This is a genomic window from Geodermatophilus tzadiensis (assembly GCF_003002915.1).
Classification (GTDB): domain Bacteria; phylum Actinomycetota; class Actinomycetes; order Mycobacteriales; family Geodermatophilaceae; genus Geodermatophilus; species Geodermatophilus tzadiensis.
The window spans coordinates 117,067-130,361 of sequence record NZ_PVTG01000001.1 but is presented as its reverse complement, the minus strand read 5'-3'; the positions used below and the strand labels follow the sequence as shown (position 1 = coordinate 130,361).

16 protein-coding genes are annotated in these 13,295 nt (G+C 76.2%); 9 read left to right on the top strand and 7 right to left on the bottom strand.

Going from position 1 to position 13,295, the window contains the following annotated elements:
- Positions 1-37 precede the first annotated feature (37 nt).
- Entirely contained in the window at positions 38-784 is a 747-nt protein-coding gene (locus tag LY71_RS00605) for an SOS response-associated peptidase (RefSeq protein WP_106275060.1), read from the top strand.
- 74 nt (positions 785-858) lie between these two features.
- On the top strand, positions 859-2,340 hold the full coding sequence (locus LY71_RS00600) for a fused MFS/spermidine synthase (RefSeq protein WP_245887568.1): 1,482 nt from the start codon (positions 859-861) through the stop codon (positions 2,338-2,340).
- On the opposite strand, the gene ybaK is transcribed toward LY71_RS00600, so the two are convergent.
- Positions 2,337-2,810, bottom strand: coding sequence for a Cys-tRNA(Pro) deacylase (ybaK, locus tag LY71_RS00595; RefSeq protein WP_106275059.1), 474 nt, complete (start codon positions 2,808-2,810; stop codon positions 2,337-2,339). The two genes, LY71_RS00600 and ybaK, sit on opposite strands and share 4 nt — an antisense overlap.
- A gap of 218 nt (positions 2,811-3,028) precedes the next feature.
- On the opposite strand from ybaK, the gene LY71_RS00590 reads away from it, so the two are divergent.
- Positions 3,029-3,739 carry a sigma-70 family RNA polymerase sigma factor gene (locus LY71_RS00590; protein WP_281261572.1) on the top strand — a complete coding sequence of 237 codons (711 nt, stop codon included), beginning with the start codon at positions 3,029-3,031 and terminating at the stop codon, positions 3,737-3,739.
- Entirely contained in the window at positions 3,736-4,074 is a 339-nt protein-coding gene (rsrA, locus tag LY71_RS00585) for a mycothiol system anti-sigma-R factor (RefSeq protein ID WP_106275057.1), read from the top strand. Before LY71_RS00590 ends, rsrA begins: the two co-directional genes overlap by 4 nt.
- A 108-nt stretch (positions 4,075-4,182) precedes the next feature.
- Here rsrA and LY71_RS24630 read toward each other — a convergent pair whose 3' ends face one another.
- Positions 4,183-4,257: a 50S ribosomal protein bL37 gene (locus tag LY71_RS24630; protein ID WP_014377707.1), complete on the bottom strand. Its 75-nt coding sequence runs from the start codon at positions 4,255-4,257 to the stop codon at positions 4,183-4,185.
- Between the two features lie 172 nt (positions 4,258-4,429).
- On the opposite strand from LY71_RS24630, the gene LY71_RS00575 reads away from it, so the two are divergent.
- A complete protein-coding gene (locus tag LY71_RS00575) occupies positions 4,430-5,479 on the top strand; it encodes a biotin carboxylase N-terminal domain-containing protein (RefSeq protein ID WP_106275055.1) in 1,050 nt (349 codons plus the stop codon).
- 58 nt (positions 5,480-5,537) lie between these two features.
- Complete coding sequence (locus LY71_RS00570; RefSeq protein ID WP_106275054.1) at positions 5,538-5,762, top strand: biotin/lipoyl-binding carrier protein; 225 nt, start codon at positions 5,538-5,540, stop codon at positions 5,760-5,762.
- Positions 5,763-5,775: 13 nt separating this feature from the next.
- On the opposite strand, the gene LY71_RS00565 is transcribed toward LY71_RS00570, so the two are convergent.
- On the bottom strand, positions 5,776-6,576 hold the full coding sequence (locus LY71_RS00565; RefSeq protein WP_211297075.1) for an alpha/beta hydrolase: 801 nt from the start codon (positions 6,574-6,576) through the stop codon (positions 5,776-5,778).
- 132 nt (positions 6,577-6,708) lie between these two features.
- On the opposite strand from LY71_RS00565, the gene LY71_RS00560 reads away from it, so the two are divergent.
- Positions 6,709-8,229, top strand: a complete 1,521-nt coding sequence (locus LY71_RS00560) for a WS/DGAT/MGAT family O-acyltransferase (RefSeq protein WP_106275053.1) — start codon at positions 6,709-6,711, stop codon at positions 8,227-8,229.
- Here the strand turns inward: LY71_RS00560 and LY71_RS00555 are convergent.
- Entirely contained in the window at positions 8,186-8,707 is a 522-nt protein-coding gene (locus LY71_RS00555) for a GNAT family N-acetyltransferase (protein ID WP_106275052.1), read from the bottom strand. The two genes, LY71_RS00560 and LY71_RS00555, sit on opposite strands and share 44 nt — an antisense overlap.
- Before the next feature lie 78 nt (positions 8,708-8,785).
- Here LY71_RS00555 and LY71_RS00550 point away from each other — a divergent pair, with 78 nt between their 5' ends.
- Complete coding sequence (locus LY71_RS00550) at positions 8,786-10,291, top strand: sensor histidine kinase (RefSeq protein ID WP_106275051.1); 1,506 nt, start codon at positions 8,786-8,788, stop codon at positions 10,289-10,291.
- 86 nt (positions 10,292-10,377) lie between these two features.
- Here LY71_RS00550 and LY71_RS00545 read toward each other — a convergent pair whose 3' ends face one another.
- Together LY71_RS00545 and LY71_RS00540 are read right to left on the bottom strand one after the other, a co-directional pair.
- Positions 10,378-10,626: a WhiB family transcriptional regulator gene (locus tag LY71_RS00545; protein ID WP_106275050.1), complete on the bottom strand. Its 249-nt coding sequence runs from the start codon at positions 10,624-10,626 to the stop codon at positions 10,378-10,380.
- 304 nt (positions 10,627-10,930) lie between these two features.
- Positions 10,931-11,953 (bottom strand): diacylglycerol/lipid kinase family protein, encoded by a 1,023-nt coding sequence (locus tag LY71_RS00540; protein WP_106275049.1) that lies wholly within the window; start codon positions 11,951-11,953, stop codon positions 10,931-10,933.
- Positions 11,954-12,035: 82 nt separating this feature from the next.
- Here LY71_RS00540 and LY71_RS00535 point away from each other — a divergent pair, with 82 nt between their 5' ends.
- Positions 12,036-12,509, top strand: coding sequence for a hypothetical protein (locus LY71_RS00535; RefSeq protein ID WP_106275048.1), 474 nt, complete (start codon positions 12,036-12,038; stop codon positions 12,507-12,509).
- Here LY71_RS00535 and LY71_RS00530 read toward each other — a convergent pair whose 3' ends face one another.
- Complete coding sequence (locus tag LY71_RS00530; RefSeq protein WP_211297074.1) at positions 12,510-13,292, bottom strand: HAD-IIA family hydrolase; 783 nt, start codon at positions 13,290-13,292, stop codon at positions 12,510-12,512. It lies immediately after the preceding gene.
- Between the last annotated feature and the right edge of the window lie 3 nt (positions 13,293-13,295).

Sequence of the window (13,295 nt, the reverse complement as noted above, 5' to 3'; positions counted from 1 at the left end):
CCGACCCGGGCCGGCCCGACAGCCGGGAGGACCAGCCATGTGCGGTCGCTACGCCGCCACCCGCCGTCCCGAGGACCTCGTCGTCGAGTTCGAGGCGGTGCCCGCCGAGGGGCAGCAGGCGCTCCGGGCGGACTACAACGTCGCGCCGACCAAGGACGTCTACGTGGTCCGCACCAAGCGCGAGCGCGACCCCGAGGGCAGCCCCACCGGCGCCGGGCACCGCGAGCTGCGCGCCGTCCGCTGGGGGCTGGTGCCCTCCTGGGCCAAGGACCCCGCGGTGGGCAACCGGCTGCTCAACGCCCGCGTCGAGTCGCTCACCGAGAAGCCGGCCTTCCGCTCGGCCGCCCGCTCCCGGCGCTGCCTGGTCCCGGCCGACGGCTGGTACGAGTGGCAGAAGAAGCTCGACTCCCCGGGCAAGCAGCCCTTCTTCATCACCCCCGCCGACGGGTCCGTGCTCGCCATGGCCGGCCTGTACGAGGTGTGGGGCACGGGCGAGGACCGGCTCTACACCTGCACCGTGGTCACCGCCCCCGCGGTCGGGGCCCTGGCCGAGGTCCACGACCGGATGCCGCTGGTGCTGCCGCGCGAGCGGTGGGCCGAGTGGCTCGACCCGGCCCGCGACGACGTCGAGGCGCTCGCCGAGCCCACCCCGCCGGAGCTCGTCGAGGCGCTGGAGCTGCGCCCGGTGGGCACCGCGGTGAACAACGTCCGCAACAACGGCGCCGAGCTGCTGGCCCGGGTGGAGGGCACCAGCGCCCCCGCCGACCAGCCGGCGCTCTTCTGAGGGGTCCCGTCCTGAGCGAGCGCGCGACCGTCGACCGCACCCCCACGCCGACGGGCGGCGCGCTGCCCGGCTGGGTGGCGGCCGGCGTCACCTTCCTGGCCTCCGGCGCGGTTCTGGTGCTCGAGATCGTCGGGCTGCGGCTCATCGCGCCCTACGTCGGCATCACGCTGCAGACCAACACCGCGATCATCGGCTTCGCGCTGGCGGCGATCGCGATGGGCGCCTGGGCCGGTGGCGCCACGGCCGACCGCACCGACCCGCGGCGGCTGATCGCGCCGCTGCTGGTGGCCGGCGGGGCGCTGGTGGTCGCCGTGCTCCCGCTCGTCCGCTTCACCGGGTCGCTGCTCACCGGCGCCGACGCCGGCGGGGTGCTGCTGCTGGCCGCCGTCGCCGTGGTGGTGCCCGCGGCGCTGCTGTCCGCGGTGCCGCCCATGGTGGTCAAGCTGCAGCTGGCCAGCCTCGACGAGACCGGCGCCGTGGTCGGCCGGCTCTCGGGCATCGGCACGCTCGGCGGGATCGCGGCCACCTTCGTCACCGGGTTCCTGCTCATCGCCGTGTTCCCCAGCAGCGGCATCCTGGTGGGCACCGGGCTGGTCACCGTCGTCGCCGGGATCGCGGTCGGGGTGCTGCTGCGCCGCGGCGCCGGCGGCGGGGCGGGCCGGGTACCGGCGGGGCTGCTCCTGCTCGCCGTCGCCGGGTCGCTGCTGGCGGCGGTCGCGCCGACGCCGTGCGAGGAGGAGACCGCCTACCACTGCGCCCGCGTGGTGGCCGACCCCGAGCGGGACGGCGGCCGGGTCCTGGTGCTCGACACGCTGCGGCACTCCTACGTCGACCTCGACGACCCCACGCACCTGGAGTTCGCGTACGTGCAGGCGATCGCGGCGGTGACCGACGTGATGGCGCCGGCGGGAGAGCCGCTGTCGGCGCTGCACCTGGGCGGCGGCGGGGCCACGGTGCCGCGCTACCTGGCCGAGGTGCGCCCCGGCACGGTCAGCCGCGTGCTGGAGGTGGACCCCGGCGTGGTCGAGATCGACCGCGAGCAGCTCGGGCTGGTGGAGTCCGCCGACCTCGAGGTGCGGGTCGGCGACGCCCGGGTCGGGCTGGACGCCGAGACCGCGGGCACCCGCGACCTCGTCGTCGGCGACGCCTTCGGCGGCCTGTCGGTGCCCTGGCAGCTGACCACCGTCGAGGCGCTCGGCCTGGTCGACCGCGCGCTCACCCACGACGGCGTCTACGTCGCCAACCTCATCGACCACCCGCCGCTGGGCTTCGTGCGCGCGGAGCTGGCCACCATGCGGCAGGTCTGGCCGCACGTGCTGCTGCTCGCCCGCGCCCCGGTGCTCGCCGGGGAGGACGGCGGCAACCTGGTCGCCGTCGCGTCGCACCGGTCGCTCGACGAGGCGGCCGTCGCCGGGGCGCTGCGGGCGCAGGACTCCACCTGGCAGGTCGCCTCCGCCGGCGAGGTGGCCGCCTTCGCCGGGGACGCGCAGGTGCTCACCGACGACAGCGCCCCGGTCGACCAGCTGCTCACCCCCTACGGCGCTCCGAGCCGCTAGCGCGCGATGGGGGCGGTGCGGGCGCGGGTGAGGCGGACCAGGTCGGCCGGGGGCAGCTCCACCTGGAGCCCGCGACGACCGGCGCTCACCAGCACGGTCGCGAACCCCAGCGCCGTCTCGTCGACCACCGTCGGCAGCGCCTTCCGCTGCCCGAGCGGGCTGATCCCGCCGACGACGTAGCCGGTGGTGCGCTCGGCGTCGGCGGGGTCGGCCATCGCCGCCCTGCGCCCGCCGGCCGCCGCGGCCAGGGCCTTGAGGTCGAGGCTGCCGCTCACCGGGACCAGAGCCACGGTGAGCGTGCCGTCGACCCGGGTGACCAGCGTCTTGAACACCTGGCGCGGGTCGGCGCCGAGCGCGGCCACCGCGGCCTCGCCGTGGCCCTGGTCGCCGGGGTGCTCGGGGTCGTAGGGGTGCAGGGTGTGCGCCACACGGGCCTTCTCCAGGGCCCGCACCGCGGGGGTCGCCGCCACGGCCGGGCACTGTATCCAGCAGGCCGGGCGGCCGCCGCCGAGTTCCCGCGACGGGAATGACCCTCCCCGCGGGCACCGTTGCAGGGACCGTGAGCAGCACCGTCTCCAGCGCCCGCAGCCGGGCCCCGCGCCGGCGGCCCCCGGGCCGGCCCGACGCCGCGCGACTAGGATCGACCGACGTGGCGGCCCGCCTCCGGGTGCCACAGAGAGGACGGTCGGTGCCTGAGGAGTCCGCAGGCGGGAACCCCGCCGTCGAGCCCGCCGAGACCCCGCAGGTCGTGGGGGCGCCCGTCGAGGTGCCCGAGGCCCGCGAGGGCGGCAGCCGCACCGAGGTCGCCGAGACCCGCGCCGAGCGCGACGCCCGGTTCGAGCGCGACGCGCTGCCCTTCCTCGACCAGCTCTACCCGGCGGCCCTGCGGATGACCCGCAACCCCGCCGACGCCGAGGACCTGGTCCAGGAGACGTTCGTCAAGGCCTACTCCGCGTTCCACCAGTTCGCCGAGGGCACCAACCTCAAGGCCTGGCTGTACCGGATCCTGACCAACACCTACATCAACAGCTACCGCAAGAAGCAGCGGCAGCCGCAGCAGTACCCCACCGACCAGGTGCAGGACTGGCAGCTCTACGCCGCCGAGGAGCACAGCTCCAGCGGCCTGCGCTCGGCCGAGATCGAGGCGCTGGACCACCTGCCCGACTCCGACATCAAGGACGCGCTGCAGCAGCTGCCGGAGGACTTCCGGCTGGCGGTGTACCTCGCCGACGTCGAGGGCTTCGCCTACAAGGAGATCGCCGAGATCATGGGCACGCCCATCGGCACGGTGATGTCCCGGCTGCACCGCGGCCGGCGGGGGCTGCAGAAGCTGCTGGCCGACTACGCCCGCGAGCGCGGCTTCGTCCGCGCCGGCGCCGGAGAGGGGGCCGGGTCGTGAGCACCGAGCAGGAGCACCCGCTCGAGATCTCCTCGTGCGACGACGTGCTGTCGCACGTCTTCGAGTTCCTCGACCACGAGACGGACGACGCCCGCCGCGAGGTCATCGCCGAGCACCTCGAGGACTGCTCGCCGTGCCTGCGGCAGTTCGGCATCGAGCAGGAGTTCAAGGCCCTGGTCCGGCGCCGCTGCGGCGGGGACAAGCCGCCGATCGGGCTCAAGGACCGGATCAAGCTGCAGCTGACCCGCGTCTCCTTCGAGGAGGACGGCACGCAGGTGAGCGTCGAGCAGGTGCGCACCGAGGTGGTCCGCACCGACTGGTCCACCGAGGACTAGAGGAAGGACCCTCCTGCCCCCCACCGCTCGCACGCTCGCGGCGGGCCCCTGCAGGAGGGCCACACACACGAGGCCCCGCTCCGGATCTCCGGAGCGGGGCTCGTGCGTTCAGGCGTTGGGGCGCTTGCCGTGGTTGGCCTTGTTCCCCTTGCGGGAGCGCCGCTTGCGTCCACGCTTGGACATCGCTGCCCTCCTCTCCTCGTCGTCGGGTGGTCGGCGGGGACCGCCGGGACTGGCCCCAGGGTCCCACAAGAGGGTGGGCACACCCCGGCCGGTGCCCCGGGTGTCGGGACCGCGGGGCACCATGGCCGGGGGAGGGGGCGACGGGGCTCCCGCCAGGGACGAGGGGAACGGCGTGGCCCAGCACGGGATCGAGAGCGTGCTCGTGGCGGGCCGCGGGCCCGCGGCGTGCGCGGTCGTCGCGGCCTGCTCCCGGCTCGACGTGAAGTCGGTGGCCGTCTACTCCGAGGCCGAGCGGTCGGCCCGGCACGTGCGGCTGGCCGACGACGCGGTGCTGCTCGGCCCGGCGCCCGCGGTGGAGTCCTACCTCGCCGTCGACCGGATCGTCGAGGCCGCCCGCCGCAGCGGGGTGGCCGCCGTCCTGCCGGTGCCGCCGGCGCTGGCCGGCAACGCCGCGCTGGCCGGTGAGGTGGCCGCCGCCGGGCTGACCTGGATCGGCCCGCCGGCCGAGGTGCTCGAGCGGCTCGGCGGGGACGGCGTCGAGCCGGCCAGCGAGCACGGCCTGCTGGCGCTGGTCACCGACGAGGGCCTGCGCTACCCGACCCCGGTGGCCCGCGACCGGGCCGCCGGCACCGCGCGGGTGTCCTGGACCCCCGAGCCGCCGCTGGAGGTGCCGCCCGGCGCCAAGCGGCTGGCCGAGGTCGGCTGGCGCGGCCTGGTCACCGTGGGCGTCTCCGAGGACGGCGAGCTGGGTGAGATCGCGGCCGGCTTCTCCCTCGACATGGCGGTGCTCGAGCGCGCGCACCGGGTGGACGCCGTCGACCTCGCGCTGGCCGCGGCCGCCGGCGAGCGCGGGCCGCGCCGCCGCACGCCCGAGGAGCGGCCCCCGCGCGCCGCCGTCGCCGTCCAGCTGCGCGCCACCCTGCCGCCGGGCCGCGCCGGCCGGGTCACCGGGTGGCTGCCGGACTCCGGCCGGGTGCGCGGCACCGCCGGGCGCACCGAGGTGGTCGCGGTGAGCGGCTACGAGCCCGGCGACCGCCTCGACGGCTGGTACGACGCGCTGCTGGCCACCGTCAGCGCGGGCGGGGACGACACCGCCACCGCCGCCCGGGCGGCCGCCGCGGCGCTGTCGGGACTGCCCGAGACCGGGGTCCCGCACGACGGCGAGGAGGTCTGCGCGGTGCTCGGCCGGCTGGCCGACGGCGACCCCGCGCCCGGCAGCTGAGGCGCGCCCCCGTCCGGGTCACTGCTTGGATGGGGACCCGACCCGAGGGAGGTGCCGCGTGGCGGTCGAGGAGATCCACGCCGAGATGGTCTCCAGCGTGTGGCGGGTGCTGGTCGCGCCCGGGGCCGAGGTCGCCGCGGGGGACACGCTGGTGGTCCTGGAGTCGATGAAGATGGAGATCCCCGTCCTCACCGAGCGCGCCGGCGTGGTGCAGGAGCTGCACGTCGTCGAGGGCGAGGTGCTCCAGGAGGGCGACCTCATCGCCACCGTCACCGACGACTGACCCGCGGCCCCGCTCAGGCCGGGGCCGCGGTCCGCGCCGCCAGGTCGGCCAGCCGCCGGCCGAGCAGCCGGTAGACCTCCGGGTGCACGCTCATGCCGATGTGGCTGGAGTCGACCTCGACGTTCTCGGCGGCCGGGTCCAGGCACGCGTGCCAGTCGACCACCCAGTCGCTGCGCGAGTACACCGAGACGTAGGGGACGTGCGCGGGGAAGGGGCGGTCGAGCTCGGCGGCGAGGTCGTCGGCGCACCCGCCCCGCACGCAGTCGTCGCGGAACAGCCCCGGCACGCCGGCGGTGCCGAGTGCCGCGACCAGCCGCACCTGGGCGGCGACCACGGGGTTGATGGCCATGTGGTCGACGTTCGGGCTGCCCAGCGTGACGATCCCGCGGACGAGGTCGGGCCGCCGCACGGCCACCAGCTTGGCGAACAGCCCGCCGCGGCTCTGCCCCACGATCGCCGCCGGCCGCCCGGTCCGCTCGGTGAGCTCGACCAGCCGGCGCTCCAGGCGCTCCACCGCCAGGCCGGTGCAGTCGACGTTGACCCGGATCTGCGAGGTGCACGTCCGGTAGCCCCGGGCCCGCAGCCAGCGGTCGAGCAGCACCAGCGACGGGTCGCCGGTCAGGAAGCCGGGCACCAGCAGCACCGGCAGGCCGCCACCGTGGGGCACGCCGTGGCCCCGCCAGACCGGCGAGCGCACCAGCGCGGCCGCCTCGCGCCACGGCCGCTGGGCCGCGAGCAGGGCGGCGACCGGGGAGGCGCCCAGCCACGGGGGAGCCTCGCCGGCCGGGGTGCGGGGGAGCGCCGCAGTGCGCATCAGCTGTCCTCGTCTCCGTGGGGGCCGGGGCGGTCGCCGACCTCTCGCAGCCGAGTGTGAGGCCTGACACACTCGGCCACACCCTGCGGGGCGCCGGTGGGTCCCCGTGTCGCCCCGAGGAGGCCAGCGGCGATGAAGCAGCTGTCGGGTCTGGACGCGACGTTCCTGCACCTGGAGACGTCCGCGCAGTTCGGCCACGTCTCGAGCCTGTCGGTCTACACGCGCCCGGACACCCCCGACTACCGGCCCTACGACGCGTGGCGGAGCCAGCTGCAGCAGCGGCTGCACCTGCTCGAGCCGCTGCGCCGGCGGCTGGCCGAGGTGCCGCTGGGCCTGGACCACCCGTACTGGGTGGCCGACGCCGCCTTCGACCTCGACTTCCACGTGCGCCACACGGCCGTCCCGCCGCCGGGCACCGACGACCAGCTCGCCGCGCTGGCCGGCCGCCTGGTCTCCCGGCCCCTCGACCGGCGCAAGCCGCTGTGGCTGTCCTACGTCATCGAGGGGCTGGCCGACCGCCGCTTCGCCGTCCTCACGATCGTCCACCACGCCACCATCGACGGGGCCTCGGGCGTGGAGCTGATGACGCTGATGCTCGACGACAGCCCGGACGGCGGCACGGTGCCGCCCGAGGGGGACCCGTGGACGCCCGAGCGGCCGCCCGGCGACCTCGAGATGCTCGCCCGCGGCGCGCTCGGCCTGGCCCGCAAGCCGGCCCGCGGGGTGCTCCTGGCCACCCGCACCGCCCGCGAGATCGGCCGGGCGACGCGCAACCCGGTGCTGGTCCGGGCCGCCAACGACGTCCGCCGCAGCCTGCGCGGGCCGCTCGGCACGGTGCTCAACCTCGGCCGCACCCGCCCCGAGGAGCCCGACCGCCCGGCGTCCCTGCCGAGCGTGCGGCCGCCGCGCACGCCCTTCAACGGGCCGATCACGCCGCACCGCAAGCTGGCCATCCGCTCGACGTCGCTCGACGTCGTCCGGCAGGTGAAGTCGGCGCTCGGCGTCACGGTGAACGACGTCGTCATGGCCGCGTGCGCCGGCGGGCTGCGCACCTTCCTCGACCGCCGCGGCGCGCTGCCGGCCGACCCGCTCGTCGCGCTGGTGCCCGTCTCGGTGCGGACGGGGGAGGAGACCGACCGCTGGACCAACCGGGTGTCGATGCTCTCGGCGGTCCTGCCCACCGACGAGCCCGACCCGGTGCGGCGGGTCCGGCGCGTGCACGAGTCGATGGCCAGCAGCAAGGAGCTGTTCTCCGCGCTGCCCGCCGAGCGGCTCACCGACTTCGCGGAGTTCCCGCCGCCGGCGGTGTTCGCGCGGGCCATGCGGCTCAGCGCCCGGCTGCGCCTGGGGTCGCGGCTCTCGCCGGGCAACCTCGTCATCTCCAACGTGCCCGGCCCGCGCACGCCGCTCTACGCCGCCGGCGCCCGGCTCGAGCACTACTTCCCGGTGTCGACGATCATCGAGGGGCAGGGGCTCAACATCACGGTGCAGAGCTACCTCGACCGCCTCGACTGGGGCCTGGTCTCCTGCGCCGAGCTGCTGCCCGACGTCGACGTGCTGCTGGCCGACGTGCTCGACGAGCTCGACGCCCTGGCGGCGGCCGCGGGCGTCAGCCGGCCGGCCGGGGTCGGAGGTCGAGCGCGTACACCATGAGGTCGACGCCGGGCACCGGCGACCAGTCGCGTGCCGGCAGCCGGGTGAAGCCGAGCCGCCGGTAGAGGCGGTGCGCCGCGGCCATCCGCGGGTCGGTGGAGAGGACGACGCGCCGCTTGCCCGCCGCCCGGGCGCGGTCGAGGCACTCCTGCACGAGCAGCTCGCCGATCCCGCGGCCGCGCGCCGCCGGGTCGACGACGAGCATCCGGAACGCCGCCTCGTCGTCGGACTCGGTGACCTCGCCGAAGTCGCCGTCCAGCACCAGCGCCACCGCCCCGACCAGCGCGGCGCCGTCCCGGGCCACCAGCAGGGTCGAGCGCCCGGCCCGTCCGGCGACGTCGGCCAGCGCGGGCAGGTAGTGCTCGGAGGCCAGGTCCTCGTCGCGGTACACCCCCGCGGTCAGCGCGCCGATGCGCACGAAGTCGGCGGGCACGGCCTCCTCGACCGTGACGGGCGGGAGCGGGGACGGCGCGGCCACGGCTCCCGAGCCTAGGAGGACGTCGCCGTACCGGTACCGCGGGTGCGCCGGCGCCCTCGACCTACCCTCGACAGCACCATGAGCACCCTCTCCGAACGCCTGCACCGCGGCTCGGCGTCCGCCCCGTCGCAGGTCGACCACGCCCGCCGGCTGGTGGCCGACTGGCAGCTGCTGGCCGACCTGGCCTTCGCCGACCTGACGCTGTGGGTGCCGCTGCGCACCGGGGCCTGGTGGTGCGTGGCGCAGGTGCGGCCGCTGACGGCGCCGACCAGCCAGCCCGAGGACCTCGTCGGCAGCGAGGTCCACGACACCGACGCCGACGCCGAGCCGTTCCGGCTGGCTCACCGCGAGGGCCGGCCGGTGACCGAGGGGGACCCGGACTGGTCGGGTGCCAGCCCGCGCCGGCGGGAGGTCATCCCGGTGCGGCACGACGGCGTCGTCGTCGCGGTGCTGGCCAAGGACACCAACCTGGCCGTCACCCGGTCGCCGTCGACCCTGGAGCTGACCTACCTCGACATCGCCGCCGACCTCTGCCTCATGGTGTCGGCCGGGACCTTCCCCCCGGAGAAGCTGCTCGACGGCGAGCTGACCCCGCGGGTGGGCGACGGGCTGGTGCGCCTGGACGCCGCCGGCCGCGCCGTCTACGCCAGCCCCAACGCGCTGTCGGCCTTCCGGCGGCTCGGGGTGACCGGCGACCTGGCCGGCGCCGACCTGGCGCGGGTGACCCGGTCGGCGGCTTCCGACGGGGTGGCCGGCGAGGCGGTCGCGGCGGCCATCTCGGCGGCGGTGGCCGGCCGCTTCCCCGACCCCACCGACGTCGAGGGCCGCAGCGCCACGCTGCTGGTGCGCGCACTGCCCCTGCAGGCGCCGGGCGCCGAGGAGGGCGCCCTGGTGCTCGTCCGCGACGTCACCGACCTCCGCAGCCGCGACCGCGCGCTGCTCACCAAGGACGCGACCATCCGCGAGATCCACCACCGGGTGAAGAACAACCTGCAGACGGTCGCCGCGCTGCTGCGGCTGCAGGCCCGGCGGATGACCGAGCCGGCCGCGCGGGCCGCGCTGGAGGAGTCGGTGCGCCGGGTGGCCTCGATCGCGGTGGTGCACGAGACGCTGGCCGGCAGCCGCGAGGACGTCGTCGACGTCGACGGCGTGCTCGACCAGGTGCTGCCGATGCTCGGTGACCTCACCTCGATCGGCCCGGCGGCGCGCACCCGCCGGGTGGGCGCCTTCGGCGAGCTGCCCGCGGCCACCGCGACGCCGCTGGTCATGGCGGTCACCGAGCTGCTGCACAACGCCGCCGAGCACGCCTTCCCGGCCGACGGACCGCCGGGCTCGATCGAGCTGGTCGCCGAGCGCGACGGCGACGACCTGGTGGTGCGGGTGCGCGACGACGGCCAGGGGCTGCCCGAGGGGTTCGACCCGGCGCTCAGCGACGGCCTGGGCCTGCAGATCGTGCGGACGCTGGTCACCAGCGAGCTGGGCGGGACCCTGCACACCGCGACGCCGGCGCAGCCGCCCGGCCCCGGCCGTCCGGGCACCGAGGTCGTGCTCGACCTCCCCGGTGCCGGCCGTCCCCGCCGGTAGCGGCCCGCGACGCCGAGAGGCCGGCACCCGGGTGGGTGCCGGCCTCTCGGCGTCGTGCGGGCCGGCTCAGGCCGGCCGCGGATCGGTCAGGCGCGGATGCGGGCGCGGGACTGACGGCGCTTGAGAGCGCGCCGCTCGTCCTCGGACAGCCCGCCCCACACGCCGGAGTCCTGACCGGAGCTCAGGGCCCAGTCCAGGCAGGACGAGACGACCGAGCAGCGGCCGCAGATCGCCTTGGCCTGCTCGATCTGCACGAGGGCGGGGCCGGTCGTCCCGATGGGGAAGAACAGCTCGGGGTCCTCGTCCCGGCAGAGCGCGCGGTGGCGCCAGTCCATGTCGGTGTACTCCTCGGTGTCGGCTACGGTCGTGCTGCAGAGCGCTGACGTCGGGCCACTCGCGCAGGCGACACCGGTGTCCCAGCGTCTCGTCCCAGCGACCACCCACCGCGTTGTTACCGGCAGGTTGCGTTCCTCTCGCGATGTTTTCACCTGAGGACCGCGTGTCAAGCGCGTGGAGGCCCTGTTCCGACCCCTCGTGAGCAACCTCACCACGGCCGTGCTAGGGGCGCCACTCGGCGCGGCCGGCGTGCTTGACACCGGCCCTCCGGCGTGCGTAGGCGCAGGTCACGCGTGTCGCGCCTCAGACGACGACGGAGAGGGCGGCCGGCACCGACCGGACGCGCAGCCCGGTCGCCGTCCCGAGGTGGTCGCCGTCGAGCTGCCAGCCCTGCGGCCGTGACGCCGTCAGGGTCAGCTCGGGCAGGTCGTGGCGGCGGTGCACGCCGCGGCCGCGCGCGTCGGGACGGCGGGCGAGCACCTGCCGCGAGTGGTGCAGCATCCGCAGCACGCCCATGCGCCCCAGGGCGAACACGTCGAGGTCGGCGTCGAAGGAGGCCTCGGGGCTCGGGTTGACCGGCCGGGCGCCCAGGTAGGTCCACGGGCTGACGTTGGAGACCAGGCACAGGAACAGGCCGTCGAGGTCCTCCTCGCCCGGCAGGGTCAGCGTCATGGCCGGACGGCGCCGCTCCCGGCCGAGCACGAAGGCGCGGGTGGCCTCGCGGACGTAGAGCGCGCCGGTGGAGCGCCGCCCGCGCGCCCGCTGCGCCTCCACGCGGGAGATCACGTCGGCGTCGAAGCCCATCCCGGCGGCGAAGACGAACCAGCGCGGCGCGGACCACCCCGGGTCGGCCGCGGCGTCCGCGGTCGCGGCGGCCGCGGCCACGGCGGGGTCGGGCTCGCGCACCGGGGCGCTGCTGGTGCCGCGGGCGCTGGCCGTCCCCAGCGACACCCGGCGGGTGCGGCCGGAGCGCAGCGAGTCGAGGATCTCGCCGGTCGCCTCGACCGGGTCGCGGGAGCGGCCCAGCGCGCGGGAGAACACGTTGGTCGAGCCGCCGGGGACGACGGCCAGCATGGGCACGTGCGCGCCCGGGCCCTCGGCGAGCAGCCCGTTGACCACCTCGTTGACGGTGCCGTCCCCGCCGAGCGCGACGACCACGTCGACCCCGTCGTCGAGTGCCTGGCGGCCCAGCTCCCGGGCGTGGCCCCGGTGGGTGGTCTCGGCGAGGTCCACCTTCAGCTCGCTGGCCAGCGCCCCCAGGAGGACGTCGCGCACCCGGCCCGTGGTGGTCGTCGCCGCGGGGTTGGCCACCACGAGCGCGCGCATGGGGTCAGGCTAGCCAGCGGGACCGCCGCCGACCGGTTCCGGGCGGGGCCTGCCGTGGCCGGTGACGCGTAGCCTCGCTGGTGTGACGGACGAGGACGCGACACGCCGCCCGAGCAGGGCCGAGCGGCTCTTCGGCGGGGCCGCGCAGCCCTCGACCCGCCCGCCGCGCGCCCCCGGTCCCGAGGCGCCGGTCGCCGTCCGCCGGGCGGCGCTGGTGGCCGCCGTGGAGGCCGCGCTGCTGCTGGGCACCGCGCTCGTCGTCCTCTGGCTGACGCTCACCAGCGACCCCGACAGCGTGGGCCGGGCGCTGGCGGAGGTGGTCTACGTCGGGGGCTTCGGCGTCGCGCTCGCGGTCGCCGCGGCCGGACTGCGGCGGGTCGCCGGCTGGTCGCGCGGCCCGGTCGTCGTCCTGCAGATCCTGCTCGGCCTGTTCGGCTACAGCACCGCCTTCCCCGGGCAGCAGCCGCTGCTGGGGATCCCGCTGATCGTCCTGGCGCTCACCGAGCTGTACCTGCTGGCCACCCCCGAGGCCCGCCTGGCGTTCTCCGGGCGCTGACTAGACGAGGTCGACGACGTCGGCGATCGAGTCGAGCACCCGGCCCGGCCGGAACGGGAAGCGGGCGACGTCGGCCGCGGAGGTCGACCCGGTGAGCACCAGGATCGTGTCCAGCCCCGCCTCGATGCCGGCGACCACGTCGGTGTCCATCCGGTCGCCGACCATCACCGTCGACTCCGAGTGCGCCTCGATCCGGTTCATCGCGCTGCGGAACATCATCGGGTTGGGCTTGCCGACGAAGTAGGGCTTGGCGCGGGTGGCCTCGGTGATCATCGCGGCCACCGACCCGGTGGCGGGCAGCGGACCCTCCGGCGAGGGCCCGGTGACGTCGGGGTTGGTGGCGATGAAGCGTGCGCCCCCGCCGATGAGCCGGATCGCCCGGGTGATCGCCTCGAACGAGTAGGTGCGGGTCTCGCCCAGGACGACGTAGTCGGGATCGGTGTCGGTGAGCGTGTAGCCGGCCTCGTACAGCGCGGTGGTCAGCCCGGCCTCGCCGATGACGTAGGCCGACCCGCCGGGCTGCTGGGAGGACAGGAAGTCCGCCGTCGCCAGCGCCGAGGTCCAGATCGACTGCTCGGGCACCTGCAGCCCGGAGCGCGACAGCCGGGCGGCGAGGTCGCGCGGCGTGAAGATCGAGTTGTTGGTGAGCACGAGGAAGCGCCGCCCGGTGTCGACCAGCCGGGCGAGGAACTCCGCCGCACCCGGGAGGGCCTGGCCCTCGTGCACCAGGACGCCGTCCATGTCGGTCAGCCAGCACTCCGCGGGGCGGCGGTCGGTCGTCACGGC

Excerpts from the sequence above, each read along its gene's own strand:
- LY71_RS00540 (WP_106275049.1), bottom strand. The coding sequence starts at position 11,953 with ATGCGCGCGCTCGTGGTGGCCAACCCCGCGGCGACGACCACCACGGGC.
- LY71_RS00560 (WP_106275053.1), top strand. The coding sequence starts at position 6,709 with ATGAAGCAGCTGTCGGGTCTGGACGCGACGTTCCTGCACCTGGAGACG.
- LY71_RS00605 (WP_106275060.1), top strand. The coding sequence starts at position 38 with ATGTGCGGTCGCTACGCCGCCACCCGCCGTCCCGAGGACCTCGTCGTC.
- LY71_RS00550 (WP_106275051.1), top strand. The coding sequence starts at position 8,786 with ATGAGCACCCTCTCCGAACGCCTGCACCGCGGCTCGGCGTCCGCCCCG.
- LY71_RS00545 (WP_106275050.1), bottom strand. The coding sequence starts at position 10,626 with ATGGACTGGCGCCACCGCGCGCTCTGCCGGGACGAGGACCCCGAGCTG.
- LY71_RS00565 (WP_211297075.1), bottom strand. The coding sequence starts at position 6,576 with ATGCGCACTGCGGCGCTCCCCCGCACCCCGGCCGGCGAGGCTCCCCCG.